This window comes from Streptomyces djakartensis (genome assembly GCF_014651075.1).
Lineage (GTDB): Bacteria > Actinomycetota > Actinomycetes > Streptomycetales > Streptomycetaceae > Streptomyces > Streptomyces djakartensis.
The window spans coordinates 32,485-56,662 of sequence record NZ_BMWE01000032.1 but is presented as its reverse complement, the minus strand read 5'-3'; the positions used below and the strand labels follow the sequence as shown (position 1 = coordinate 56,662).

Here is a 24,178-nt window from a genome sequence, read left to right as displayed (position 1 = left end):
AAGGGTTACGCCCCGTCGGCACGCGTCACCCGCCTGGCGGCCGAGCGTTCGCTGGGCGATCACGTCTTCACCCGCAAGAACACCAGCCCGCTGGAGATCTTGGCCGGCACGGTGGCCATCGGCGCTGTGATAGTGGGAGCCCTGTGGGGCGTGAACTGGGTCCTCAGCAAGACCGGGACCGACATCCCCGGCCTCCGGAAACTGGTGGCCATCGTGGTGCTCTGTCTGCTCGCGGCGCTCGTCCTGGTGATCATCGCGCTCCCGGTCCTGTTGTGGAGAATGCCCAAGGGATTCGTTCGCACGCATCTGTACGCGGGCGGGCTCGTGTACACCTCCTACGGCCGCCCTCGCGCTGTGACCTGGGACGATGTCGACCACCTGGTGCTCTCACGACAGGCCCGCGGAGCCAATCTCTTCGGCGGCAAGGTGGTCGCTTACCAGGTGATCACCCGTGACGGGCACCGCCTGCGGATCGACGCCCATCCCCACCTGGAATCCGACCCCTTGGGTGAGCACATACTGAACGCCGTACGACTGCGCCAGCGCCCGGTACTGGAGGGCGACCCGGCGGCGGGCGACCCCGGCCACCGGCGGATCTAGGGTCCGTCACCGCGACGGGCCGGCCGCGAGTGGAGGACCGGCAGGTCATCAACGGGATGATCTACAGGATCCGCACCGGTATCTCCTGGTGTGACCTGCCGGAGCGCTACGAGCCGTGGAAGACCGTGTGAACCCGCCTCCGCAGCTACGCACGGCGACTTCAGCGGCGGCGGCACCGCTCCCGCGCTCACCGTGGCGTTCGTCAGGGCACGCGCTGGGCAAGAAATGAGTGACTCATATTCCAATGTGCCCCGCTAACGAGCGGTCGGGCCGCTCGCACGCGACGGGCGCGTCGGGCAGCAGTGCCCAGGCGTGTGTGCCGTGCCGGGTGCGGTGCACTCCGGACCGCTGGGACAGTGCGTCGACCAGCCAGATGCCCCGCCCGCCCTCGGCCAGGCCGTTCTCGTCGGAACCCGTGGGGTTGCGCCACACACCGGTGTCGACGACCTCGATCCAGAGGTGTGACATGCAGCGGGCGAGTCGCAGGGTGACGTTGTGCGCCCCGCTGTGCCGGACACTGTTGGTGACGAACTCCGACACGACGACGCCTGCCGCCTCGGCCGTTTCGTCACCGAGGTGCCACGCCGCCAGCCGGTCCCGGGCGAACGCCCTGGCTCTGGCCACCGCACGCGTCTCGGCGGGCAGCGTGCAGCTCGCCGACGCCGTGAAGTTCTCGGGCGACGGCATCGAGTGAGGCGCCGTCGGTTCTCCGTACCGGCGCGGTACTGGATGGGGAACGGACTTCACTGCTCAACTCTCTTCGCTCAGCAAGACGATGACTTCGGGACTCTCAGGTGACGACGACGGCCGCGAGCGTGCGCGGGCCGTGCACACCTTCCACCCGGTCGAGTTCGATGTCGCTGGTGGCCGACGGCCCCGAGACGAAGGTCAGAGGACGTGCCGGACGCAGCGCGGCAAGCGCCTCGGGCACGGACGCCATGACCTGTCGGGCCCGTACGACACACACGTGGACATCGGGCACCAGCGTCAGGGCACGCCGGCCCTGGCCGGGCCCGCCGTCCAGGACGAGGGTTCCGGTCGTGGCGATGGCGGCGGCCACGGTCGTCACCACCGCACCGGCCCGGTCCAGTTCGGCGACCGGAAGCGCGGGTACGTCGGTCAGTACCCGGTCGGGGTCCAGCGTGGACCGCCACTCGGGCGGGAAGCCGCGGGGTACCACGACGGGACCGGGGCCGAGGCCGGCCACCAACCGCCCCAGGCGGGAAGCGGCGTCCTGCGTGGACACCAGGTGCACCGACGCCCCGTACTCGGCCAGTCTCTCGGCGAGCAGTTCCACGGCCGCCGCCGACCCGGTCGGGGGTGCGCCGCCGTGGGAGTACCGGCGGGGCACGGGGACGTCCTGTGGACGCTCGCTCGCCGGCACGTCGGCCAGGGCGCGCCGGATCCGGTCCAGTACTTCGGTGCGCGCGTTCATCTCCGGCTCCTTCCGGCGTATGGTCATCGCCGCGTCCTCTTCCACCAGGCGCTGAAGGTCTCCGCGGGAGGTACGGGGGCGTCGCGGGTGTCGGTCCACCGGGACAGCGGGCCGGGCAGCCGGCCCACCCGGCCGCGCCGGGCCACCAGCCGTGCGGCCACGGCTCCCGCACGCTGCGCGGCCGTCAGCCGGGCCGGACGGGAGATCACCCAGCGTGCGGCCGCCATCGCCAGGCGCTCCGGCTTCGGCACGAGTCGCCCGCGCCCGTCCTCCACGACCCGTGCCCGCAGGTGCACCAGTACTTCCGGGATGTCGATCTTGACGGGGCAGACCTCGTAGCACGCCCCGCACAGCGACGACGCGTACGGCAGTGCACGGTCCACTTCCGAGGCCGTGCCTCGCAGTTGAGGGCTGAGGACGGCACCGATCGGGCCGGGGTAGACCGATCCGTAGGCGTGGCCCCCCACCCGCTCGTACACGGGGCACACGTTCAGGCAGGCGGAGCAGCGGATGCAGTTGAGTACCTGCCGGCCGACCGGGTCGGAGAGCGCTTCGGTGCGGCCCGCGTCGACGAGCACCAGGTGGAAGGCTCGGGGTCCGTCGTCGGCCCTCGTGCCGGTCCAGGTGGAGGTGTAGGGGTTCATCCGCTCCCCGGTGGAGGAGCGGGGAAGCAGCTGCAGGAAGACCTCGAGGTCCTGCCAGGTGGGTATGACTTTCTCGATCCCGGCGACCGAGATGAGCGTCTCGGGCAGCGTCAGGCACATCCGGCCGTTGCCCTCGGACTCCACCACGACCGCCGTCCCGGTCTCGGCGACCAGGAAGTTGACACCCGAGACGGCGACCTTGGCCCGCAGGAACTTCTCCCGCAGATGGCGTCTCGCGGCCTCGGCCAGACGCCGCGGATCGTCGTTGAGGTCGGCCGGCGCCGCGGTGCCGTACGCGCCCATCGACCGCAGGAAGATCTCCCGGATCTCCGCCCGGTTGCGGTGGATGGCGGGGACCAGGATGTGTGAGGGGTGATCCTGGCCGAGTTGCACGATCAACTCGGCCAGATCGGTCTCGTACGCGTCGATGCCGGCGTCCGCCAGTGCGTCGTTGAGCCCGATCTCCTGGGTGACCATCGACTTGACTTTGACGACTTCCCGTTCGCCGGTGTCCTGCACGAGACCGACGACGATGCGGCGTGCCTCCTCGGCGTCGCGCGCCCAGTGCACCGTGCCGCCCGCCGCGGTCACCTTCTCCTCCAACTGCAGGAGGTAGCGGTCCAGATGGCGCAGGGTGCGTTCCTTGACCGCGCGGCCCGCCTCCCGCAGGTGCTCCCAGTCGTCCTGCTCGCTGACGGCTGCCGCGCGCCGGGAGCGGATGGTGCCGGTGGCCCGGGCCAGATTGCCGCGCAGCTGGGAGTCGCGCAGGGCGCCTGCCGCCGCCGCGGGGAACGCCGGCATGCCCAGGAACGTCGCGTCGTTCACGGAGTCTTCGTCCTTTCGGTGTCGCGCCAGGAGGCGGGCGAGGGTTCCTCCGCGCCGTGAACGGGGCCCTTCTCCGTGGAGGCGAGGATCTCGGCGAGGTGCATGACGCGCACTCCGGTGCGCAGTCGGGACAGCGCGCCGCCGATGTGCATGAGGCAGGAGTTGTCACCGGCGCACAGCACTTCGGCTCCGGTGTCCAGGACGTGCCGTACCTTGTCCGTGCACATGGCCACCGATGTGTCGGCGTTCTTCAGGGCGAAGGTGCCGCCGAACCCGCAGCACTGGTCGGCCCCGCCCAGTTCGACCAGGTCGATGCCGCGGACGGCCCGCAGCAGGGCGAGGGGCCGGTCGCCGACGCCGAGCATGCGCAGGGAATGGCACGTGGGGTGGTAGGTGACCCGGTGCGGGAAGTACGCACCGACATCGGTGACACCGAGCACGTCGACCAGGAACTCGGAGAGTTCGTACACAGGCGGTGCGTCACGGACCGCGGCGGACAGCCGCTCGTCGCCGGACACCTCGGCGACCCGCCCGTGGTGCTCGCGCACCATGGCGGCGCACGAGCCGGACGGCGTGAGGACGGCGTCGTACCCGGCGAAGGCCTCGGCGAAGCGCCGGACGAGCGGCACGCAGTCGCGCCGGTAACCGGTGTTGAAGTGCATCTGGCCGCAGCAGGTCTGTTCCGGCGGGAAGTCCACGCGGTGGCCCAGCCGCTCCAGCAGGGTCACCACCGCCCGGCCGGTGGCTGGGAAGAGCGTGTCGTTGAGGCAGGTGATGAACAGTGCGATCCGCATGGTTCCGTGAGGGGAGGGCAAGGCGGGCGACGGATTCCGGACGGGTGCGGGGCTCATGGCAGCATCCAGGCCAGGACGTTGGACTGGAGGTACACCAGCAGGCACAGGGCGAGCAGGAGCATCAGGCTCCACTTGATCGCCGCCCGGAAGAGCTGGGACTCGCGGCCGATGAGGCCCACCGCGGTGGCGGCGATGGTCAGGTTCTGCGGGCTGATCATTTTGCCGACGACACCGCCGGAGGTGTTGGCCGCCACCAGCAGCGTCGGATCGAGTCCTGCCTTGTTGGCGGCGGTCTGCTGGAGCGTGGCGAAAAGGGCGTTGGCGGAGGTGTCCGATCCGGTGACCGCGGTGCCCAGCCAGCCGAGGAGGGGCGAGAGGAACGCGAACGCCGTACCCGCTCCGGCGATCCAGGTGCCGATGGTGATGGTCTGTCCGGACAGGTTCATCACATAGGCGAGTGCGAGGACCGCGGCGACGGTCAGCAGCGCCCAGCGCAACTTGGCCAGCGTGGCGGTGAATTCCCGGGTGGCGGCTGCCGGGCTCACCCGGTAGACGGCGGCGATCACGACGCCCGACAGCAGCAACAGGGTGCCGGGCGAGGACAGCCAGGGGAAGGTGTAGACCGTGGCGGCCGAGGCCTGGCCGGCGGCCGTGAGGACCTCGCCGTCGAGCCCGGGCCAGCCGAACTTCACGTCGGAGGCGGCCAGGAACTCCTTGAGGGGGGTCAGCAGCCTGGCGAGCGAGAAGACCCCGATGATGATCAGGTAGGGCAGGAAGGCCATCAGGATCCTGGGGCCCTCGATCCGCTGTTCGGTGCCCGCCGTCGGGAGCGTTCCGGTCACGGCACCGCGGTCCTGCCCGGTGGGCGTCGCGGACGGCGCCACGGGCCGGTCGCCGTGCCCGGGCTTCGACGGCTGCCCCGCCGAACCGTCGCCCTGCTCCTGCTCCGCCGCCTTGTGGAGATCGGCCCTGGCCTCCTCACCGCCCCGCGGACGCCAGACACGGAGGAAGAGGACGATGGCGGCCAAGGCTGCCAGCGAGGCGATGATGTCGGTCAGTTCCACCGAGAGGTAGGTGGCGCTGATGAACTGGGCCAGGCCGAACACCGCTCCGCACACCAGCGCGACCGGCCAGGTCTGGCGCACTCCGCGGCGGCCGTCGACCAGGGCGACGAGAAGGAGCGGCACGAAGAGGGCGACCAGCGGTGTCTGGTGGCCGACGTACGCGCCGATCTCCGTGTACGGGATCTTCGTCAGGTTGCCGGCCGTGATGATGGGCGTGGCGATGGCACCGAAGGCCACCGGAGCGGTGTTGGCGACCAGCACGGTGACGGCTGCCCTGACCGGGGCGAAGCCGAGTCCCATCAGCATCACGCCGGTGATGGCCACCGGCGCTCCGAACCCGGCCAGCGCCTCGAGCAGTCCGCCGAAGCAGAAGGCGATGATGATGGCCTGGACCCGTGGATCGGCGCTGATCAGGCCGAAGGCCCTCCGCAGGTCCTCGAAGCGACCGCTGACGACCGTGAGCTGGTAGACCCAGATGGCGGTGATGACGATCCACATGATCGGGAACAGCCCGAAGGCCGCTCCCTCGCTCGCCGAGAGCAGGGCGAGGTCGGCGGGCATGCCGTAAGCGGTCACGGCCACCGCCACCGCGACGGCCAGTGAGGCGAGTCCGGCCCAGTGAGCCTTCATCCTCAGGCCGCCGAGCAGGACGAAAAGCGTGAGCAGCGGCAGGACGGCGACGACTGACGAGAGCGCGAGGCTGTCGGCGACAGGGGAGAGATCTGGCTGGTACATGAACCCTCACATTTGGGGTCTTGGTCAGACCATTGCTTGGTTCCTCACGCTAGGCAGCGGACCCCCGCTTGTCCAGAGTTCGAGCGGCCGAATTGCGACTTGGTCAGACCAAAGTCCGGGTTACTCAAGCTATGATCAACACTTAAGGACTCACGAGCTTGGGGAAAGGGCTTTCTATGGCTGACATGACTGCGGCCTGGGAGCCAGTGCCCCGCTCGCGCACCTTCGAACTCGTCCTGGCCCGGATCGAAGAGCAGATCGTCGCGGGCAGGCTGAAGGTCGGGGACCGGTTGCCGCCCGAGCGTGAGCTCGTCGACATGCTCGGTGTCAGCAGGGCCGCGGTGCGGGAGGCGCTGCGCGTCCTGGAGGCCCAGGGGGTGCTGCGCTCACGCGTGGGGACCGGGCCGTCCTCGGGCACGGTGATCGCGGCCATGCCGGACGCCGCCCTCACCCAGTTGCTGCGGCTGCATATCGCGTTGGCGAACTTCCCGATGGGTGACGTCGTCGAGGCCCGCGCCACGCTGGAGCGGGCCAGTGCCCGCCTGGCCGCGGAACTCGTCACCGAGGACGGTCTCGAGCGCATCCGCGATCCCCTGCTCCGGATGGACGACGCGAGCCTGCCCCGAGAGCAGTTCAACGACTGCGACACCGACTTCCACGTCGCCATCGCCGAGGCCGGAGGCAACCGGCTGATGGCCGACATGACCGTCGCGGTCCGCAACGCGGTGCGGCACACCCTGCTCACGGTGTTCAACAAGCTCGACGACTGGGAAGAGGTCGCCTCCCGGTTGCGGGCGGAGCACCACGCGATCTACGAGGCCATCGCGGCCGGCGACACGGAGGCTGCCGGTGATCTCGTGGAGGCACATGTGCGCGGCTTCCACCGGGACATCGTGAAGAAGGTCATGGACGGCTGACGGCCGCAGCGTCGTGAGACCGCGTCCTGCGTCGGTGAGGCGGACCAGGCGGCGGCGGACTCCGCATACACGGGCAGCTGATCGACTGGGCGAAGAAGCCCTTGAAACCGACGATCGGCGTCGTCTCCTCCCGCCGAGACACGCTGGCTTCATCGTGCTGCCCGGCCGCCGCATCGAGGAGCGGTCCCTGTCGTGGATCATGCGAGCCATGGCCGGGGCCTCAGCCGGGGTTACCTCCAGCGGACCTCCGCGTGGTCTGCGCCGATGGGGCGAAGCCGCCGTGGCGGTGGAGTCCTGGTCCTGTCCGGCAAGCCGGGGGCCAGGATGCGCGTGGCACTGACGCACACAGTCGCGCGATCACGTGCCCGGTGGCGAGCGCCCCGGGTCATGGCGGTACTGCTGCTGCGCTGGGCAGCCCGCTGCACCGTTTGAGATCGGCCGTTCCTCGGTTTGCTCCTACCTGCCGGCCAGAGCCTCGGCCTCCATATGGGCCCGCACCGCCTCCAGCGCAGCGTATTCCGCCTCCAGGATCGCGGGGCCGGCGAAGTCGATCGCATACGAGGCGTAGCCCTCCGCATCATCCGCTTTGAGTTCGGCACGCTTCACATCGAGCTCGCCCTTGCGCTGCTGGAGATGGCTCTTGACCTTCGCTACATGCTCCTGCCACTTGTTCTGCGCCTCTTCCATCGACGCAGCGGCAGCGGCCTTCTGCTCGGCTCCCTCACGGCGGAGTTGCTCCGCCCGCTGTTCCGTCTCCCGCTGAACCTGTTCGATCGCGGCCGCCAGATCCTCCTGGTCCTTGGCGATGGCACTCTGCACCTGCTCTTGCGCGTGCTTCGACCAATCCGTCAATTCGAACATGTCCGGCAGGGGGCTGCTACTCGCCTGTCACTGCGGGGTCAGCACTGCGCCGCGGACATGCGCGGGGGCGCGGCAGAGGCTAGACAGTAAAGGTGATGGTCAACAGAGCGGAAGGTATCGGAACTTCACAGGAACTGTCTGTTCTGTGTGGATCGTCGGCCTGTGGCCGGTCGGACACCCGCGCGCCTGTTCCGGATCCGTCGCTCACGCGCACTCGCGAGCCGGGGTATGACGGCACGCTGGTGGCCGCCGTGTTCTACCGCGAGCAGGTGTCCGAGCTGGTGGTCAGGCAGTCGGCTCGGGCGGGGGCCCCGCCGCTCGGTGCAACCAAGGGCGCCCGGCGGGATGTCGCGCCCTTTCGTATCCCCTGTGACCGTCGATGACGCAGCCGGATCCCGGCCAGGAGCCGCGGCCGCCTGATAGGCCCACGCCTTCCGCGGCCGATACCGCAGAAGCGGGGGATGCCGCCCGGATGCCCCGGTGGCTGCCGCGTGCCATGGTGCTGGCGCTTGCCTTGGTGGCCGCCTTCCAGCTTGGCAGCTGGGCGTTCCACAGGCTCACCGGTCTGCTGGTCGGCATTCTGATCGCGTCTTTCCTGGCCCTGGGAATCGAGCCGCCGATCGGCCGGATGGTGGCCCGGGGGATGCGCCGGGGCCTGGCTGCCCTTCTGGTGTGTTTCGCCGTGGCCCTCGGGGTGGCGGGATTCTTCGCTCTGTTCGGCTCGTTCCTGGCGGGTCAGATCAGCGGCATCGTCGAGCACTTCCCGCAGTACTCCGACTCCCTCATCGGCTGGATCAACCGGACGTTCCACACGGATCTGTCGCGGCGCGACATCCAGGGCCGGCTGTTGCGCCCGGACTGGCTGCGGACGTACGTACAGAAGGGCGCGGGCGGCGTGTTCGACTTCTCGGCTTCCGTGCTGGGCGGTCTGTTCCGGCTGTTGACGATCTTGCTGTTCGCCTTCTACTTCGCCGCGGACGGCCCCCGGCTGCGCCGCGCGCTGTGCTCGCTGCTGCCACCGGCCAAGCAGACGGAGGTGCTACGGGCCTGGGAGATCGCGGTCGACAAGACGAGCGGGTACCTCTACTCGCGTGGGCTGATGGCCCTGATCTCCGCGGTCGCCCACTTCGTCATGCTGGCGCTGCTGGGCGTGCCGTACGCCCTGGCGCTCGCCGTGTGGGTGGGCGTGGTGTCGCAGTTCATCCCGGTCATCGGCACCTATCTGGCCGCCGCCGTGCCCATCCTGGCCGCGTTCGCCGTCGACCCCTGGTACGCCGTGGTGGTGCTGGTCTTCGTCGTGGTCTACCAGCAGTTCGAGAACTACCTGATCCAGCCGAAACTCACGTCCAAGACCGTGGACATCCATCCGGCGGTGGCCTTCGGCTCCGTGATCGCGGGCACCGCGCTGCTCGGTGTGGCCGGCACGCTGATCGCCATTCCGGTGGTGGCCACGATGCAGACGTTCTTCAGTGCGTATGTGAAGCGGTACGACGTCGCGGATGATCTGCAGGCACAGGACGGCCGGCGTTACCCGCGCACGGACGGTCCGTCGCTGTTCGCGCGGCTGCGTGGTCTGCTGCGCCACCGCGGCCGTTCCTGACCGGGCTTGCGAAGGGCCGTCGCCAGGTGAACCGAGCCGGTCGGGTGACGTTGGAGGTGTACGCCCCGACCGTGCTCCCCGTTCTCCAGCCGTTCGACGGCGATGCGGACGGCGTGCTCATCGCGCTTCGACCTGAGCGCGCTGGTAGAGCGCACCAGGCCACTCGAGCTCGTCCCTCCTCCCACCCCCATGGCGACGGCACCGCGGGGAGCACCTGGCAGGGTGCGGCCCATCGGGTACCCGGACCACCACAGCCGGGGACGGTCCGCGGATCGTCGAGGCCCAGCGGGCGCACGGCCGCACTCGTCGCTCCAGCAGCCGGCGCAGTTCGACGTGTCAGGGGCCGGTGAGGACGACGGTTCCGCGGAATTTCCCGCTGTCCGGGCCGCACGGCGGCCGGTCCCCTGTGACACGCTCTACGCCGAGCGGCGGGTCCGGAACCGGTCGCCCTGAGGTTTCGGCACGTGGAGAGGCGGCGGCATGCGCATAGGACTGCTCGGCACCGGACCCTGGGCGCGGATGGCCCACGCACCCGCGTTGAGCGGGCACCGGAAGCTGGACTTCGCGGGGGTGTGGGGCCGTCGCCCCGAGGCCGCGAAGGAGCTGGCCGAGCGGCACCGGGTCAGGGCCTACGACGACGTCGACGAACTGTTCGGCGACGTGGACGCCGTCGCCGTGGCACTGCCTCCGGACGTCCAGGCCGGGCTCGCGGCGCGTGCCGCCCGGGCCGGGTGTCATCTGCTGCTCGACAAGCCGCTCGCACCGACGGTGGAGCAGGGCCGGGCCGTCGTCGAGGCCGTGGCGGAGGCGGGCGTCGCCTCGGTCGTGTTCTTCACCGCCCGCTTCCAGCCCGAGCCGGAAGCATGGATCACCGAACAGGCCGGCGTGCCGGGGTGGTTCACCGGCCGCGCGCAGTGGCTCGGCTCGGTGTTCACCAGCGAGAGCCCGTTCGCGACGCCGTGGCGGCGGGAGAAGGGCGCGCTGTGGGACGTCGGGCCGCACGCCCTGTCCGTTCTGCTGCCGGTGCTCGGCGACGTGCGGCGCGTGACCGCGGCCGCGTACGGCCCCGGGGACACGGTCCATGTCGTCCTCGACCACGCCGGCGGCGCGTCGAGCACCCTCGCCCTGAGCCTGACGGCGCCGCCGGCCGCGGCCGGGGCCGCCGTGGAACTCCGGGGGGAGGCCGGGGTCGCGGTCCTGCCGGAGAGCGCCGAGGGGGCGGTCCCGGCACTGACGCGGGCCGCGGACGCCCTGCTCGCCGCGGCCCGGGGCGGCCGCCCGCACGCGTGCGACGCCGCCTTCGGGCTGCGGGTCACGGAGATCCTCACTGCGGCCCAGGGCCTGCTCAGCCGTGGGTGGCAGGAGACGTGAAGTTGAGCCGCTCTTTGACCACCGGGAAACCGGCCTTGGCGAAGTTCGTGGCCATGGGGACGTTGCCCCGGTCCGTGGCGGCGGCGACGAACTCGGCGCCGTGTTCGACCAGGAAGTGCGTGCACTCGGCGAGCAGGTCGTACGCGTAGCCGCGGCCCCGCTGCTCGGGCAGCACCCCGATGAAGCCGATGCACGGGCCCGACGGGTTGTGGGCCGGGATGTGGATGCCGACCGGTTCACCCTGCGGCGTGTGGGCGACCTGCCACCACTGCCGGGGCGAGGGGCACCAGTGGAAGAAGTCGAGCTCCTCCTGAGCCGCCTGGTCGAGTCCGCCCTGCTCGATGGCCTTCAGCGCGTGCGCGTCCAGGGTGGCGGAGTGGATCCGGCGCAGCGCGTCGAAGAACACGGCGTCGTCCGGTTCGGAGCGGAACACCAGACGCCCGGGCCGCTCGGGCAGGCCGTGGCCGGGGGTCCAGCGGTACATGAGGCGTTCCACCAGGAGGTCGTAGCCGGCCTTCCGGGCTGCGGTGATCCGCGTGTCGGCGGCACCGCGCAGGGCCGTGTCGTCGCGCCAGCCCGAGGGCAGGTTCAGCTCCAGCTCCACCTGCCAGGGGGCGGAGGCCAGGAGCGCGGCGCCCGCTTCCTCCTCGCCCTCCGCCACGTCGAACCAGTTGACGTTGACGGGCTCGGTGTCGTCGGGGCCGCCCCACCAGGCGCCGCGGGCGACGACACGGCCGTCGCGCAGCGCCACCCGTTTCCATTCGGGGCGGTGCCGCGTCAGTCGGTGGCCCTCACGGGCGCCCAGCGGGTCGGGCATGCTGTCGAAAAGAGCGGCGTCGCTCGCGTCGAGCGCGCGGATGACCACATCGGTCACGGGATTCCTCCGGGATGCTTGCTGCACAGAGCGCTCCCGGTCGGTCAGTCAGCGCACGCCGGGACAACGGGGAGGGAGCGCGGGAACGGTGTGAACTGCACGGCTCCGCCCTCCTTCCACTGATCTCGGGCGTGGCGCACCACACGCTACGGGGCTCCCGGCGGGCCGTCCATCGATTTATCCGCCGAGCTCGAGTGGCCGTTGAGGGGCGGCCGGGCGGCCGACCCGGCGTGCGGCGCCCGGTGGGGCGTAGCAGCGTGGTGGTGTGAGCAGTGCGCGCGGCCTGTCGCCGCGCCGGGGCAGGGGCCCGGACCGGCGCGGCTGGCTGCGCGGCGCACCGCCGCCGCTGTGGGCGCGGGTGCTGCCGACGGCGCTGCTGGTGGGCGTGTGCGCGGCGGAGCTGATCAGTTCGGAGCCGCTCGACATCGGCTTCCTGCTGGGCGCGATCCCGCCGCTGGCGGTGCTGGCCCACGGGCCGGTCGCGACGGCGGCGCTCGGCGCCCTGTCGGTGGTCGTGCTGACGGTTCCGTTCTTCCGTCTGAACGACCCGGGCAGCACCGATGTGCTGACCGTGTGCTTCGTCGCGCTGCTGAGTGTGCTGCTGTCGTTCGTCCGCAGCCGGCGTGACGCCCAGCTGGTCTTCGAACGGGCCGTGGCCGAGGCCGCGCAGCGGGCCGTGGTGCCGCCGCTGCCGGAGCGGGTGGGGCCGGTGCGGTGCGCCGGGCTGTACCGGGCGGCGCAGAGCGGAACGCTGGTCGGAGGCGACTTCTTCGACGTGCGGGCGGGCCCCTACGGCATCCGGGCGGTCATGGGCGATGTCCAGGGACACGGACTGTCGGCCGTCGCCACGGTCGCGTCACTGCTGGGGGCGTTCCGCGAAGCGGTGCTGGACCAGCCGGATCCGGAGGCGGTGGCGGCCCGGCTCGACCGCAGGCTGGCCGTGGACTCCGCGGCGGAGCCGCATGCCGAGTTGTTCGCGACGGCGGTGCTGCTGGACTTCTCAGCCGACGGGGACGTGGTGCGGATCGTGGCGTGCGGGCAGTCCGGGCCGCTGCTGCTGCGTGACGGGCGGGCCGTCGAGCTGGATGTCGAGCCGGGCACGCCGCTCGGGCTGGGCCTCGTCGAGGCCGCTTTGCCGAGGGTCGTCCCGGTGCGGCTGCGGGCCGGTGACCGGCTCTTCCTGGCGTCGGACGGTGTCACCGAGGCCAGGGACTCCGACGGCGCGTTCTACCCGCTGACCGAGCGGCTGCCGGGACTCTCCGACGCGGACCCGGCCGCGCTGGCCGAGCGGGTGTGGACGGATCTGGTGCGGCACTGCCCGGACGTCCGGGACGACGTCACGATGCTCGTGCTCGCGCCCCGCCCGCACGGCGCGTCTTGAGGGCGGCCGCCGCGGGCGACGCCGACAGCGCCGGAACCGGCGCTCACGGCCCGGGCTCTTCCGGATGCACGCCGGGCCCGCGCGTTGAATGGTGTTATCGGACCCTTTTTTCAGCACCGGGGCCGCACCAGTGATCCGGACCCTAGGAGCAGAGAACATGTCGACGTCACAGCCCCACGCGTCCCCGCCGCCCGAGGACCGCACCACCCCGGACCGCCTGCTCCACGCCCGCACCGGAACCGACGTGTCCCCGGAGGACCTCGTCCTCGCCTCGGGGAAGGACCTCACCCCGCACAACCTCGAATGGGCCCGGCGCAAGCTGGCGGCGGAGGGCCCGGCGGCGCTGGAGAAGCTGTTGCCATAGGCGTGCGCGCCCGCCCGGGCCCACAGGCCCGGGCGGGCGGGGTGCCGGGGGCTCACGCCCTGCCGTCCTCCTCGGGCAGTGCGTCGTCCTCCACCACATGGACCGCCGCCTCCTCCGCACCGGCCGCGCCGCCGTCGATGCCCACGTCCGCCGCGACGGTCTCCTTCGTCGTGTCGGAGTGGGCCCCCTCGTCGGGGGCGACCAGACGCCCGGCGCGGCTGGTCCCCGCTTCCGGGTCGACGGGTTCGCCGTCGCTGTCGGGGGTGTCGCCGACACCGTCCCCGAGGGGTTCGGCCGACACGTCGGAGACCTCCTGGGCCAGGCGTTCGTCGAGGGTCTCGCCCTCGCGCTGCTCGGCGGCGGTGGTACCGCGCTTGGTCACCCCGAGCGGCTTCTCCGGCGGGGAGTAGCCCTCGTCGAGGGTGTCGTCGTAGGTCCGTTCGTCGACGGCGTCCTGGAGGTCCAGCGGCGCGGCGTCCTCCTGCTCCTCGTTGCTCCCGGTGGGCTGGTACGCGTCGTCCGCCATCGGTTCGGAGCGCATCGGTTCCGTGCCCATCACTTCTGCCTCCCTGTCGCGCTGCGTCGACTCGTCAGTCACATGTGCCAGATCCGCGTTTCCCGTTACGCGGCCTCTAACCTCGACCGGTGGCGGCCTTCGGCCGGGAGCGCGTGAGGCCGTCCTCACTCGCACACGTGGTGTGACCGGCTTCTGACAGAGTGCGGCGCCCGCTCCCGCCGGGCCGGGCCCCGCGTCCACCAGGGCGACGACGGCGTGGCCGAGGGCGTTGAGGACTCCCCTCCGTCTCGCGGCTGCGCTCCCCCTGAACCGGGCGCACCGGAAACACGCCCCGTGCGGCTCGAGACGTCAGGGGCCGGGTGCGACGCGGACGTCGAGGTCCGAGATCCGGTGGACGGGCCAGGTCCGGGCGTAGCCGGGCGGAGTACCGCCGGCCGAGGTCAGGTGGGCGACCGGGAGACGGTCCGCCGTGCGCTGGACCTCCGCCGGGGTGGTGTTCTCGTTGTTGCCCGATGTCGCGCCCGACGAGCAGCCGGCGTAGTAGCCGATCGGGATGGCCTCGTTGCCGATGATCAGGCAGGGCGGGCGGACGCCGAGGCGGTGCAGCGCGTCGGCGGTGCGGTCCCAGTCACGGCGGTTGTCGGTGTTGCGGGACACGGCGCCGTGCAGGACGGCGATCTGCACCGCCAGGTGCCCGGCCAGACCGAGCGCGACCAGTGAGGCGGCGACCGGCCGCCACTTCCCGCCCGGGTCCCTGGCCAGATGCCACAGGGCGTCGCCGACGGGGATCGCGAGCAGGGCGTAGGCCGGCTGGAGGAAGCGGGGCGCGGCGTAGCCGATCATGAACAGGTACGGCAGGGCGGCGGTGGTCGCACAGGCCAGCGGGACCAGGGTCCGGCTCAGGCGCCGGGCCCGGGCGGCGATGAGAAGCCCGAGTCCGGCGAGTACGGGCAGGACGAACCACCACAGCATGACCAGCGGGTTGGGCATCGAGCCGGTGCACGGCCGGCACAGGGCCCGCCCGCCCAGGCTGCGCAACTGGTCGTCGACGGCGATCTGCCAGCCGAGCCCGCCCTGGATGCGGGAGGCCTCCGACAGCCGCTGCCCCAGACCGCCATGACCGGCGTAGGCCTCGATCACCCACGGGACGGCGCCCGCCGCGAGGCCCACAGCGAGCGCGAGGAGCAGACGCCGGTGGCGGCGCGCCAGGGCGAGGACGAGCAGGGGCACGGTCACGTAGACGGCGTCGGTGGGGCGCATCCACGCCATGAGCGCGGCACCTGCCGCGAGGCCCCACAGGGCCCTTCCGGCGGAACGTTTCGTCCGGGCCCGCAGGAAGCAGCCCACGCTGATCAGGGCACCGATCGCCACCCAGTAGTTGGGCATGGCCTGCGGACCGTAGAACAGGGTGACCCACAGGGAGGCGAAGAGCGCGCCGCCGACGGCCAGGACGCGGGTCGGGAACAGGCCGCGCCAGGCCCGCAGGGCCAGGTAGAGGGCGAGCCCGGACAACAGCGCGAGGTAGACGCGCAGCAGCGGTACGGAGGGCGACCAGGACGCGACGGGCGCCACGAGCAGGGAGACACCCCGGGAACGCGGCGCACTGAAGAAGGCCGCCGGGTGGTGGGAGGTGACCTGGCTGACATAGACGATCTCGTCCCAGCCGAGGCCCAGCACGGGCCGGACCAGCGCGAGCTGCGCGACGGTGAAGACGGCGGCCACCGCGGCGAGCGGCCGGTCGCCGCGGTGGCCGCCCATCACGCCCGGCCCGGTCACCTGTTCGCGTCTTCGCCGCCGGACGAGGATGGCGTTCGCGCCGTCGGCCATCATCCACCCTTCCCCTGCACGCCACAGGCCCCTTCGGCCCACCGCCCGCAGGGCTGAGGCCGATGATCAGAAACACGGACAAGCTAACCCGCGGGGTGGGGTGATGCAGGGTGGAATACGGCCAAGTGCCTGACGTGATCCGTTCAGTGGGTGTTCGGGGCGCGGTGCGGGGGCTGCTCGGGGGCCGGGCGCTGTGTCAGCGGCGGGACGGGACGGGTGACGGCGGCGTCCTCGCTCACCGTGAGCTCGGTGCCGTGATGACGGATCGTCAGGGGCGGGCCGGACCGCAGGGTGTACGTGGCCTCGCCGGCGGTCAGTTCCACGCGCAGGCACCGGCCGAGGAAGCCCACCGTGAACGCCAGACGGCTGTACCGCTCGGGCAGGCGTGGGGCGAACCGCAGGCCGCCGTCCGTGCAGCGCATGCCGCCGAACCCGGCGACCAGCGCCATCCAGGTGCCGGCCAGCGAGGCGATGTGCAGCCCGTCGCGGGTGTTGTGCTCCAGGTCCCCCAGGTCCATCAGGGCGGCCTCGGCGGTGTAGGCGCAGGCCAGGTCGAGATGACCGGTCCGGGCGGCCATGACGGCCTGGACGCAGGCGGACAGGGAGGAGTCCCGGACGGTCAGCGGCTCGTAGTAGGCGAAGTTGCGGGCGATCTGCTCCTCGGCGTTGTCGTCGAAGTCCCCCTCGAAGTAGCTGCCGCAGGTGTACATCGCCAGCACCAAGTCGGCCTGCTTGATCACCTGCTTGCGGTACAGGTCGAAGTAGGGGAAGTGCAGCATCAGCGGGTACTGGTCCGGGCGGGTGCGGGCGAAGTCCCAGCGCTGGTACCGGGTGAAGCCGGCGTGCTGTTCGTGCACGCCGAGTTCGTCGTTGTAGGGGACGTGCACGGCCTCGGCGGCGTCGCGCCAGGCGGCCATCTCCTCCTCGTCGGCGCCGAGCCGCGCCGCCTCGTCGGGGTGGCGTTTGCAGGCGTCGGCGGCGGCCAGCAGGTTCGCCCGGGCCATGAGGTTGGTGTACGTGTTGTCGTCGGCTATCGCGCTGTACTCGTCGGGCCCGGTGACGCCGTCGATGTGGAAGACGCCCCGGTCGTCGTGGTGGCCGAGGGAGCGCCACAGACGGGCGGTCTCCACCAGCAGCTCCACGCCGACTTCCCGTTCGAACTCCTCGTCGCCGGTGGCCATCACGTACCGGACCACGGCGTCGGCGATGTCGGCGCCGACGTGGAAGGCGGCCGTGCCGGCCGGCCAGTACGCGGAGCCCTCGGAACCCTCGATGGTGCGCCAGGGGAACGCGGCGCCGCGCAGGCCGAGCTGGGTCGCGCGCTCCCGGGCGGCGGGCAGGGTGTCCAGGCGCCAGCGCAGGGCCTCGGCGGCGGCCTGCGGCGCGGTGTAGGTCAGCAGGGGCAGGACGAACGCCTCGGTGTCCCAGAAGGCGTGGCCGTCGTAACCGGAGCCGGTGAGCCCCTTGGCGGGTATGGCGCGCTGCTCGGCGCGGGCGCCGGCCTGGAGGACGTGGAAGAGGGCGAACCGGACCGCCTGCTGGATCTCCTCGTCGCCGTCGATCTCGACGTCGGCCCGTGCCCAGAAGTCGTCGAGGTAGGCCCGCTGGTCCTCCAGGAGCCCCTCCCAGCCGCTGTGACCGGCCGCCGCCAGCGCCGCCTCCACCTGGTCGCTCATCGCGGGGCGGGAGCGGACGCCGGACCAGCCGTGCGCGACCAGCTTCTCCACCCGCAGCCGCTCCCCCGGCTCCAGCTCGGAGGTGATGGTCAGCCGGGCCACGTCCACGTTGCTCTCGCTGCTCGTGGTGGTCCGTTCGGGGCCGGTGACGTGATGGTCGGCGGCCACCGCGACCCTCAGGCCGCTGCGGCGGGTGCGGTGGACCAGGCGCAGCCGGCTGCCCGAGGCGAGGTCCTCCTCCGGTTCCAGCGGCGACTTGAGCGCCTTGGCGGCCCGGGGGTCGCCGTCCGGGTCGGGCAGGCTCTCGTTGGCCACCAGTTCCGACTGGACGACCACACGGGTACGGCTGTCGACGGGCTCCACCTCGTACGCCACGGCGGCGATCGCCCGCTGGGTGAGGGAGACCAGCCGTGTGGAGCGCACCCGGACGGTCGAACCTGCCGGGGAGGTCCACTCGCAGACCCGTTCCAGCACGCCACGCCGCAGGTCGAGGGTCCGCTCATGGCTGACGAGCCGCCCGTAGCGCAGGTCGAACGGCTCGTCGTCGACCAGCAGGCGCAGCACCTTGCCGTTGGTGACGTTGATGGACGTCTGGCCGGACTCGGGGTAGCCGTAACCGGCCTCGGCGTACGGCAGGGGGTGCAGTTCGTGGACGCCGTTGAGGTAGGAACCCGGCAGGCCGTGCGGTTCGCCCTCGTCCAGGTTGCCGCGCCAGCCGATGTGGCCGTTGGACAGGGCGAACACGGACTCGCTCTGGGCCAGGACGTCGAGGTCGAGTCGCGTCTCTCGCACCGTCCAGGGCTCGACGTCGTACGCCCGCTGTGTGATCACTCCGTGCCCCCCAGTTCCGCCAGGTCCTTCACCACGATGTCGGCGCCGTGCGCGTACAGCGCGTCGGTCTGTCCGACGCGGTCGACGCCGACGACGTAGCCGAAGCGGCCCGCGCGGCCCGCGTCCATGCCGGCCAGGGCGTCCTCGAAGACGGCCGCCTCGGACGGCTGGACGCCGAGGTCCTCGGCGGCGGCCAGGAACGTGTCGGGGTTCGGCTTGCCGGGCAGCTTCCGCTCGGCGGCGACGACGCCGTCGATGCGTACGTCGAAGAAGTGCTCGGCGCCGATCGACCGCAGCACGTCACGGCAGTTGGCGCTGGAGGAGACGATGGCGGTGCTCAGCCCGTGGGCGCGGACCGCCTCCAGATAGCGCAGGGTGCCCTCGTAGGCCTCGACGCCGTCGGTGCGGATCTTCTGAAGGACCAGCTCGTTCTTGCGGTTGCCGAGCCCGTGGACGGTCTGCGCGCCGGGCGGGTCGTCGGGTTCGCCGTCGGGCAGGTCGATGCCGCGGGAGGCGAGGAAGGTGCGGACGCCGTCGGCTCGTGGCCGGCCGTCGACGTACTCGTCGTAGTCGGCCGCGGCGTCGAACGGCCGGTAGTCCTCGCCGTCGCGCTCGCGCAGGTAGGCGTCGAACATCTCCTTCCAGGCGGCCGCGTGGACGACGGCCGTCTTGGTGACGACCCCGTCGAGGTCGAAGAGGCAGGCGTGGATGTCGTCGGGAAGACCGAGCTGCGTCATACAGGACCGGTTCCCCAGCCGGGCGGCATCCACTGAGTGGCGCACGCCACACCGACGTCAGTCGTGGGGGAAGGAGTGATGTTCGTGTGCCACCAGCCAGCGCCCGTGCTCCTTGCGCAGACCGAACGTCAGCCGCAGCCTCAGACCGGGGCATTGGGCCAGTTCCGCGGGGGTGCCGCAGCGCAGCAGAGCGTGCGCGTAGGCGGTGTCGGTGCCGGCGGTGACGTCCAGGGTGTCGATCTCGAAGCTCGCGCCCTGGGCCTGCCAGTCGAAGAACGGGGGCCAGGCCGCGCCGTAGGCGGCCAGTCCGTGGATGCCCTCGTGGGGCGGCGGTACGTCGTACATGACGATGTCCTGGGCGTGGTCCGCGAGGACGCCGTCGAGGTCGCCGTGGTGGACGGCTTCGGCCCAGTGGGTGATCAGTGCGCGGATCCGTGTTTCGTCGTCGGACACGGTGCTGCTCCCTTCTCCCTCCCTCTGTCGGACGGCCTGGGCGCAGGGTGACACACTCTGCTGTGTGCCGCTCACCTTCGACGACCTCGTCCTCCGTGCCCGTGCCCTCCCGCGGGGCGGCCGGCGCGCGGTCCTCGGCATCGCCGGCAGCCCCGGCGCGGGCAAGTCGACGCTCGCCGAGCATCTGGTGCGGGAGCTGAACGGGGCCGGTGTGCCGTGGGTCGCGCACGTCCCCATGGACGGCTTCCACCTCGCCGACATCGAACTGGAGCGGCTGGGCCGCCGGGACCGCAAGGGCGCGCCCGACACGTTCGACGCCGCCGGGTACGCGGCCCTGCTGCGGCGCCTGCGCGAGGAACCGGCCGAGGACGTCGTGTACGCGCCCGGCTTCGAACGCGTCCTGGAGCAGCCGATCGCGGGGGCGATCCCGGTCCCGGCTACGGCCCGGCTCATCGTGACGGAGGGCAACTACCTGCTCCTGGACACCGGCGCCTGGGCCCGCGTCCGCCCGGAGCTCGACGAGGTGTGGTTCTGCGAACTGCCCGAGCCGGAGCGGGTCCGGCGGCTGGTCGCCCGGCACGAGCAGTTCGGCAAGAGTCATGAGGAGGCGGTGGCCTGGGTGCGCCGCTCGGACGAGCCCAACGCCGGGCTGGTGGCGGCGACCCGGGAGCGAGCGGACCTGGTGGTGCCGGAATCGGCACTGCGGCGGGTGGAGGCCTGAACCGTCCGCACGGTCAGGTCGTGCGCCCTCTTCCGAAGCCGTGCAGCAGCGCTACCGCCGAAGCGCTGACCAGCGGCAGCACGATCATGTACAGGGCCACCGGCCAGGGGTACCCACCGACCGCCTCCAGCAGCGCGGCCGCGACGAGCGGCGCGGTGCCGCCCGCCGGCGCGGCTGCGATCTCCCGGCTGAGGGCCACCCCGCCGCCGGCGGGAGGTGAGGCCCGGCGGCCTCACTCCGACAGCGTCAGCTCCGGTTCCCCGTGCGCGTCGCCCGCCGCGTCGCCGATCACGGCCGTGAACGCTTCCGTGCGGACCGTCAGTGCCGTGCCGTCACGCTCGAACGCGGGGGCGAAGACGCCGTCGTCCGGGCCGTAGCGCACGGCGAAGACATGCAGGTCCCCGGGGGCGCCGGGGGCCGGCCCGGCTTCCAGTGCGGACGAGGCCACCAGGTGGCTCCAGCCCTGGTCCGGGTTGCCGTAGCCGCGGGGATCGGCGGCCAGGGCGAAGGCGGCCTGTTCCTGGGTGGTGTCCGTGCGGGAGTCGAAGTGGTGCGGGTCGTTCGCAGCCGGGTGGGTCAGGCGCAGGTCGCCGGCCGCGGTCACCCGGGGTTCGGCGGTCCTGCGGACCCGGTCGCCGTCGTCCATGGCGTACGGCAGGCCGGCGAGCAGGTACGGCGTGCCCGGGAGACGCTCCACGGCGACCGTCGTCCACAGGCTCGTGCCGTCGGTGACGTACAGGGACTGGACGTGGCGCAGCACGTGGTCACGGCCCACGACCGGCTTGGTGACCAGCTTGGCCTTCAGCCCGCCGGTGGTGACGTCCCGCACGCGGACCTCGCCCATCGGGCGGCACAGCAGGAAGCCGTCGATCACCGGGCCGAAGCCGTGCTGACGGTTGACTGCGGCCGGGAGGTAGTACCTTCCGGCCGCCTCCACCAGCGAAGGGGTCATCCGGTCGTCGAAGGCCACCGACACCGAGCCCGCGCGCAACTGGTGCCGGGCCGGGGTCGTGGACGGGGTGCGGTGCCAGCGCGTGGTGTCCTGGATCTGCCAGACCAGCATCCACGCGAAGTGCCCGTCGACGCCGCCGTCCGCCTTGACCGCGTGCCGGGCCCAGCGGCTGTCGCCCCGGTAGCGGCCCAGGTCGGAACCGATGCGGGCGCCGAAGTAGCGCATGCCCAGCACCGACTCGAAGGCGGAGTGCTGCTCGCTGTAGCGCGGCCCCCCGTTGTCGAAGCCGCCGCCCGTGAGACGGGCGTCGATGTAACGGGCGAGCGCGTCGCCGTCCTCGGCGAAGATCTCCTCTCCGCTGACCCGGTGGGCCTGGGCGAGGAAGGACAGGGAGATCGGGCCGTAGTTGTTGTCGTAGGCGCCGCCGTGCTCGGGTGGCAGGAGCGCGCCGCGGTCCCGGACCCGGTGGGCGCGGATCTCGTCGACGTACAGGCCGATCGCGCGGGAGCGGACCCGCTCCCCCTCGCCGGGCGGCAGGTGGCGGGCCAGCATCAGACCGCCGACGACACAGCCGATGGCCTGGTTTCCGGCCTCCTGCGGGTTGAAGAAGGTCGCCTCGGTCAGCCAGCGCCAGTAGCCGTGCGCGACCTTGGTGAGTTCGGCGCGCCGGTCGTCGTCGACCAGCCCGTCGGCGGTGTCCAGCACGTTGACGGCCTGGAGCAGCGCCCACACCGTGCTCGGCCAGTCGCCGATGGGGTGTGCGCCGGGGGCGAGGACGTACCGGGCGTAGGGCAGACGCGAATCGCGCACCCGGAGGTTCGGGTAGCCGGGGTTGTCCTCCCGGTACACCCGCTCGCGCAGGTGGAAGGCGAGGCTGCGGCGGACCGCCTCCGGCAGGCGCGGGTCCTTGCTCCGCTGCCAGGCGAGGGCGAGCAGGGAGGTGACGCCGAGGGAGGTGTCGCCGATGTCGTCGGCGCAGTCGGGGTGTTCGAGGTTGCCCTCCGGCGTCATGCGGGCCAGGGCCTGCTCGGTGACGTCGGCGAGGACGGCGTCGTACGCCTCCGGGGTGTCCGGCAGGTCGTGCAGCGGGCCGAGCTGGCGAGGGAGGTGCACGGGTGGATCAGCCCTTCATGCCTGAGGTGGCCGTGGAGCGGGTGGGCACGGTCAGTCCTTCAGTCCGGCGTTGATGTCGGCGCCCATGACGTAGCGCTGGAAGACCAGGAAGACGGCGATCAGGGGGATCATGGAGATGACCGACGCGCCGAGCAGTACCGACCAGTTGATGTTCTGCGCGCCGACGATGCTCTGGATGCCGATCTGCACGGTGAACTTGTTGGGGTCGTTGAGCATCAGCAGCGGCCAGATGTAGTCGTTCCACCGCCACTGGAAGGACAGGATGGCGAGGGTCAGCATGATGGGCCGGGAGAGCGGCACCATGATCCGCGCGAAGATCGACAGTTCGCGGGCGCCGTCGATGCGCGCGGCTTCCACGAGTTCGTCGGGAACCGTCAGGAAGAACTGGCGGAACATGAAGCATCCGGTCGCCGTGAGCACGGCCGGGAGGATGATGCCGGCGAACGAGTTGTAGAGGCCGAGGTTGCGGACCACCAGGAACTCCGGTGCGAGCATGACCTCGCCCGGCAGCATCGTGGTGGCCAGGATGCAGAGGAAGAAGGCCTTGAGCCACCGGTTGTCGTACTTGGCCAGCGCGTACCCGGTGCAGCAGCTGACACCCACCGTGAGGATCGTCGTGATCACGCACACGATGGCCGTGTTGATGAAGTACTGGGAGAAGTTGGCGCTGTCCCACGCCGCCTCGAATCCCGACAGGGTGGGGTTGTGCGGGACCAGCGTCAGCGGATAGGAGAACAGGTCACTGGCCGGCTTGAGGGAGCTGAGGATGAACCACAGCACCGGCAGCCCGTACAGGCACGCCAGGACCCACAGCAGTGTCGTCGCGGGCACCGCCCGCCGGAACCCGCCGCCCGCGGCCTTGCGGGGACGCTGCCTGGGAACGGGCTGCTCAGCTGCGGCGTCGAGCGGGCGTGGCATGTCTGTGGTTGTCATCGGTTCTCCACCCGCCGGTTGACGATCAGCTGGATGATCGCGACGGCCATCAGGATGAGCATGAGGACGAACGACGCGGCGCTCGCGTAGCCGATCTGGCCCCGTTTGAAGCCGGTCTCATAGATGTACTGCACGAGCAGGTTGTTCGAGGTTCCGGGCCCGCCGTTGTTGAGGGCGACGAACACCGGGTACTCCTTCATCGCGTTGATCGTGTTGAGCAGGATGACGATGAACGAGGTGGGCGCGATGCTCGGCAGCGTGATGCTGATGAACTTGCGCCACGGACCGGCGCCGTCGAGTTCGGCCGCCTCGTAGTACGACACCGGGACGTTCTTGATCGCCGCGATGAACAGCAGCATCGTGAATCCCGTCCACGCCCAGGCTGCGGCCATCACCACCACCAGCAGCGACAGGTCCGCGTTCGACTGCCACGGAACGGCGCCTCCGCCGAGCTCCTCGATGACGTAGTTGACCAGTCCGAAGTTCTCACCGAACAGCCACCGCCAAAGGACACCCACGACGATGGGCGACAGCAGCCACGGGATGAAGAAGATGACACGGGCGATCGACGAGCCCTTGGCGTGCTTGTTCACCACCAGGTTGGCGGCGAGCAGCGAGAGCGCGAAGTTCAGCGGGACGAAGAGGACGGTGTACAGCAGCGTCCGGCTCAGCGCGTCGTAGAACGTGGAGTCCCCGAACAGGTGGGAGTAGTTGTCCAGTCCGACCCACTGGAACACCCCCACGCCCGTGTAGTTCGTGAAGGAGTAGAGAAGCCCGATCACCGCAGGCCAAACGAAGAACAACGCGAAGAGCACGACGTTGGCCGCGATGAGGACGAGCGGTGCAAGGGTGTACTTGCTGCGTCTCCTGGGCGGGCTCGCGGACACGTCCGGGGCGCTTATGGTCATCTTCCTGACTCCGTGCTGGTGGAA

23 protein-coding genes and 1 pseudogene are annotated in these 24,178 nt (G+C 71.2%); 8 read left to right on the top strand and 16 right to left on the bottom strand.

What is annotated here, in order from left to right; genetic code table 11:
* Together IE212_RS32690 and IE212_RS32685 are read left to right on the top strand one after the other, a co-directional pair.
* Window positions 1–600: DUF6585 family protein (locus IE212_RS32690; protein ID WP_190201608.1), on the top strand; the 600-nt coding region annotated here is incomplete at its 5' end.
* Window positions 601–623: 23 nt separating this feature from the next.
* Window positions 624–731 (top strand): annotated as a pseudogene (locus IE212_RS32685) (transposase); the annotation flags it as partial.
* Window positions 732–834: 103 nt separating this feature from the next.
* Here the strand turns inward: IE212_RS32685 and IE212_RS32680 are convergent.
* The 5 genes from IE212_RS32680 to IE212_RS32660 form a co-directional block, all read right to left on the bottom strand.
* Window positions 835–1,287: an ATP-binding protein gene (locus tag IE212_RS32680; protein WP_190201607.1), complete on the bottom strand. Its 453-nt coding sequence runs from the start codon at window positions 1,285–1,287 to the stop codon at window positions 835–837.
* A gap of 103 nt (window positions 1,288–1,390) precedes the next feature.
* Entirely contained in the window at window positions 1,391–2,035 is a 645-nt protein-coding gene (locus IE212_RS32675; protein WP_190201614.1) for a LutC/YkgG family protein, read from the bottom strand.
* 23 nt (window positions 2,036–2,058) lie between these two features.
* Window positions 2,059–3,480 carry a LutB/LldF family L-lactate oxidation iron-sulfur protein gene (locus IE212_RS32670; protein WP_190201613.1) on the bottom strand — a complete coding sequence of 474 codons (1,422 nt, stop codon included), beginning with the start codon at window positions 3,478–3,480 and terminating at the stop codon, window positions 2,059–2,061.
* Between the two features lie 20 nt (window positions 3,481–3,500).
* Window positions 3,501–4,298: a (Fe-S)-binding protein gene (locus IE212_RS32665; RefSeq protein ID WP_190201606.1), complete on the bottom strand. Its 798-nt coding sequence runs from the start codon at window positions 4,296–4,298 to the stop codon at window positions 3,501–3,503.
* Window positions 4,299–4,351: 53 nt separating this feature from the next.
* Window positions 4,352–6,097 (bottom strand): L-lactate permease, encoded by a 1,746-nt coding sequence (locus IE212_RS32660; protein ID WP_190201605.1) that lies wholly within the window; start codon window positions 6,095–6,097, stop codon window positions 4,352–4,354.
* Window positions 6,098–6,273: 176 nt separating this feature from the next.
* Between IE212_RS32660 and IE212_RS32655 the strand changes: the two genes are divergently transcribed.
* The gene (locus IE212_RS32655) at window positions 6,274–7,014 is read left to right on the top strand and encodes a FadR/GntR family transcriptional regulator (protein ID WP_190201604.1); all 741 of its coding nucleotides are present in this window, start codon (window positions 6,274–6,276) and stop codon (window positions 7,012–7,014) included.
* A 456-nt stretch (window positions 7,015–7,470) separates the two neighbouring features.
* Here IE212_RS32655 and IE212_RS32650 read toward each other — a convergent pair whose 3' ends face one another.
* Window positions 7,471–7,875: a hypothetical protein gene (locus IE212_RS32650; protein ID WP_190201603.1), complete on the bottom strand. Its 405-nt coding sequence runs from the start codon at window positions 7,873–7,875 to the stop codon at window positions 7,471–7,473.
* Window positions 7,876–8,347: 472 nt separating this feature from the next.
* Between IE212_RS32650 and IE212_RS32645 the strand changes: the two genes are divergently transcribed.
* The gene (locus IE212_RS32645) at window positions 8,348–9,475 is read left to right on the top strand and encodes an AI-2E family transporter (protein ID WP_190201602.1); all 1,128 of its coding nucleotides are present in this window, start codon (window positions 8,348–8,350) and stop codon (window positions 9,473–9,475) included.
* A 480-nt stretch (window positions 9,476–9,955) separates the two neighbouring features.
* Window positions 9,956–10,846 carry a Gfo/Idh/MocA family protein gene (locus tag IE212_RS32640; protein ID WP_190201601.1) on the top strand — a complete coding sequence of 297 codons (891 nt, stop codon included), beginning with the start codon at window positions 9,956–9,958 and terminating at the stop codon, window positions 10,844–10,846.
* On the opposite strand, the gene IE212_RS32635 is transcribed toward IE212_RS32640, so the two are convergent.
* Entirely contained in the window at window positions 10,821–11,720 is a 900-nt protein-coding gene (locus tag IE212_RS32635; protein ID WP_190201600.1) for a GNAT family N-acetyltransferase, read from the bottom strand. The genes IE212_RS32640 and IE212_RS32635 overlap by 26 nt on opposite strands.
* Before the next feature lie 265 nt (window positions 11,721–11,985).
* Here IE212_RS32635 and IE212_RS32630 point away from each other — a divergent pair, with 265 nt between their 5' ends.
* Together IE212_RS32630 and IE212_RS32625 are read left to right on the top strand one after the other, a co-directional pair.
* Window positions 11,986–13,101 (top strand): PP2C family protein-serine/threonine phosphatase, encoded by a 1,116-nt coding sequence (locus tag IE212_RS32630; protein WP_190201599.1) that lies wholly within the window; start codon window positions 11,986–11,988, stop codon window positions 13,099–13,101.
* Window positions 13,102–13,258: 157 nt separating this feature from the next.
* Window positions 13,259–13,465 carry a hypothetical protein gene (locus tag IE212_RS32625; RefSeq protein WP_190201598.1) on the top strand — a complete coding sequence of 69 codons (207 nt, stop codon included), beginning with the start codon at window positions 13,259–13,261 and terminating at the stop codon, window positions 13,463–13,465.
* Window positions 13,466–13,517: 52 nt separating this feature from the next.
* Here the strand turns inward: IE212_RS32625 and IE212_RS32620 are convergent, their stop codons facing one another.
* The 5 genes from IE212_RS32620 to IE212_RS32600 form a co-directional block, all read right to left on the bottom strand.
* Window positions 13,518–14,006, bottom strand: a complete 489-nt coding sequence (locus IE212_RS32620; protein ID WP_190201612.1) for a DUF5709 domain-containing protein — start codon at window positions 14,004–14,006, stop codon at window positions 13,518–13,520.
* 324 nt (window positions 14,007–14,330) lie between these two features.
* Window positions 14,331–15,809, bottom strand: coding sequence for a hypothetical protein (locus IE212_RS32615; RefSeq protein WP_190201611.1), 1,479 nt, complete (start codon window positions 15,807–15,809; stop codon window positions 14,331–14,333).
* 143 nt (window positions 15,810–15,952) lie between these two features.
* Window positions 15,953–18,316: a glycoside hydrolase family 65 protein gene (locus tag IE212_RS32610; protein WP_190201597.1), complete on the bottom strand. Its 2,364-nt coding sequence runs from the start codon at window positions 18,314–18,316 to the stop codon at window positions 15,953–15,955.
* The gene (locus IE212_RS32605; RefSeq protein ID WP_190201596.1) at window positions 18,313–19,053 is read right to left on the bottom strand and encodes an HAD family hydrolase; all 741 of its coding nucleotides are present in this window, start codon (window positions 19,051–19,053) and stop codon (window positions 18,313–18,315) included. Before IE212_RS32605 ends, IE212_RS32610 begins: the two co-directional genes overlap by 4 nt.
* A gap of 57 nt (window positions 19,054–19,110) precedes the next feature.
* Window positions 19,111–19,506 carry a nuclear transport factor 2 family protein gene (locus IE212_RS32600; RefSeq protein WP_190201595.1) on the bottom strand — a complete coding sequence of 132 codons (396 nt, stop codon included), beginning with the start codon at window positions 19,504–19,506 and terminating at the stop codon, window positions 19,111–19,113.
* Window positions 19,507–19,570: 64 nt separating this feature from the next.
* Here IE212_RS32600 and IE212_RS32595 point away from each other — a divergent pair, with 64 nt between their 5' ends.
* Window positions 19,571–20,227, top strand: coding sequence for a nucleoside/nucleotide kinase family protein (locus IE212_RS32595; protein WP_190201594.1), 657 nt, complete (start codon window positions 19,571–19,573; stop codon window positions 20,225–20,227).
* A gap of 13 nt (window positions 20,228–20,240) precedes the next feature.
* On the opposite strand, the gene IE212_RS32590 is transcribed toward IE212_RS32595, so the two are convergent.
* Genes IE212_RS32590 through IE212_RS32575 form a run of 4 tightly spaced genes read right to left on the bottom strand, consistent with a single transcriptional unit; the run spans window position 20,241 to window position 24,154 of the window.
* Window positions 20,241–20,426: a hypothetical protein gene (locus IE212_RS32590; protein WP_190201593.1), complete on the bottom strand. Its 186-nt coding sequence runs from the start codon at window positions 20,424–20,426 to the stop codon at window positions 20,241–20,243.
* 33 nt (window positions 20,427–20,459) lie between these two features.
* Entirely contained in the window at window positions 20,460–22,292 is a 1,833-nt protein-coding gene (locus IE212_RS32585; protein WP_190201592.1) for a hypothetical protein, read from the bottom strand.
* Window positions 22,293–22,343: 51 nt separating this feature from the next.
* The gene (locus IE212_RS32580; protein WP_190201591.1) at window positions 22,344–23,246 is read right to left on the bottom strand and encodes a carbohydrate ABC transporter permease; all 903 of its coding nucleotides are present in this window, start codon (window positions 23,244–23,246) and stop codon (window positions 22,344–22,346) included.
* Window positions 23,243–24,154 carry a carbohydrate ABC transporter permease gene (locus IE212_RS32575; RefSeq protein ID WP_190201590.1) on the bottom strand — a complete coding sequence of 304 codons (912 nt, stop codon included), beginning with the start codon at window positions 24,152–24,154 and terminating at the stop codon, window positions 23,243–23,245. The genes IE212_RS32580 and IE212_RS32575 overlap by 4 nt, the downstream gene beginning before the upstream one ends.
* Between the last annotated feature and the right edge of the window lie 24 nt (window positions 24,155–24,178).

Excerpts from the sequence above, each read along its gene's own strand:
- IE212_RS32680 (WP_190201607.1), bottom strand. The coding sequence starts at position 1,287 with ATGCCGTCGCCCGAGAACTTCACGGCGTCGGCGAGCTGCACGCTGCCC.
- IE212_RS32675 (WP_190201614.1), bottom strand. The coding sequence starts at position 2,035 with ATGAACGCGCGCACCGAAGTACTGGACCGGATCCGGCGCGCCCTGGCC.
- IE212_RS32670 (WP_190201613.1), bottom strand. The coding sequence starts at position 3,480 with ATGCCGGCGTTCCCCGCGGCGGCGGCAGGCGCCCTGCGCGACTCCCAG.
- IE212_RS32665 (WP_190201606.1), bottom strand. The coding sequence starts at position 4,298 with ATGCGGATCGCACTGTTCATCACCTGCCTCAACGACACGCTCTTCCCA.
- IE212_RS32660 (WP_190201605.1), bottom strand. The coding sequence starts at position 6,097 with ATGTACCAGCCAGATCTCTCCCCTGTCGCCGACAGCCTCGCGCTCTCG.
- IE212_RS32655 (WP_190201604.1), top strand. The coding sequence starts at position 6,274 with ATGGCTGACATGACTGCGGCCTGGGAGCCAGTGCCCCGCTCGCGCACC.
- IE212_RS32650 (WP_190201603.1), bottom strand. The coding sequence starts at position 7,875 with ATGTTCGAATTGACGGATTGGTCGAAGCACGCGCAAGAGCAGGTGCAG.
- IE212_RS32645 (WP_190201602.1), top strand. The coding sequence starts at position 8,348 with ATGCCCCGGTGGCTGCCGCGTGCCATGGTGCTGGCGCTTGCCTTGGTG.
- IE212_RS32640 (WP_190201601.1), top strand. The coding sequence starts at position 9,956 with ATGCGCATAGGACTGCTCGGCACCGGACCCTGGGCGCGGATGGCCCAC.
- IE212_RS32625 (WP_190201598.1), top strand. The coding sequence starts at position 13,259 with ATGTCGACGTCACAGCCCCACGCGTCCCCGCCGCCCGAGGACCGCACC.
- IE212_RS32620 (WP_190201612.1), bottom strand. The coding sequence starts at position 14,006 with ATGCGCTCCGAACCGATGGCGGACGACGCGTACCAGCCCACCGGGAGC.
- IE212_RS32615 (WP_190201611.1), bottom strand. The coding sequence starts at position 15,809 with ATGGCCGACGGCGCGAACGCCATCCTCGTCCGGCGGCGAAGACGCGAA.
- IE212_RS32605 (WP_190201596.1), bottom strand. The coding sequence starts at position 19,053 with ATGACGCAGCTCGGTCTTCCCGACGACATCCACGCCTGCCTCTTCGAC.
- IE212_RS32580 (WP_190201591.1), bottom strand. The coding sequence starts at position 23,246 with ATGACAACCACAGACATGCCACGCCCGCTCGACGCCGCAGCTGAGCAG.
- IE212_RS32575 (WP_190201590.1), bottom strand. The coding sequence starts at position 24,154 with ATGACCATAAGCGCCCCGGACGTGTCCGCGAGCCCGCCCAGGAGACGC.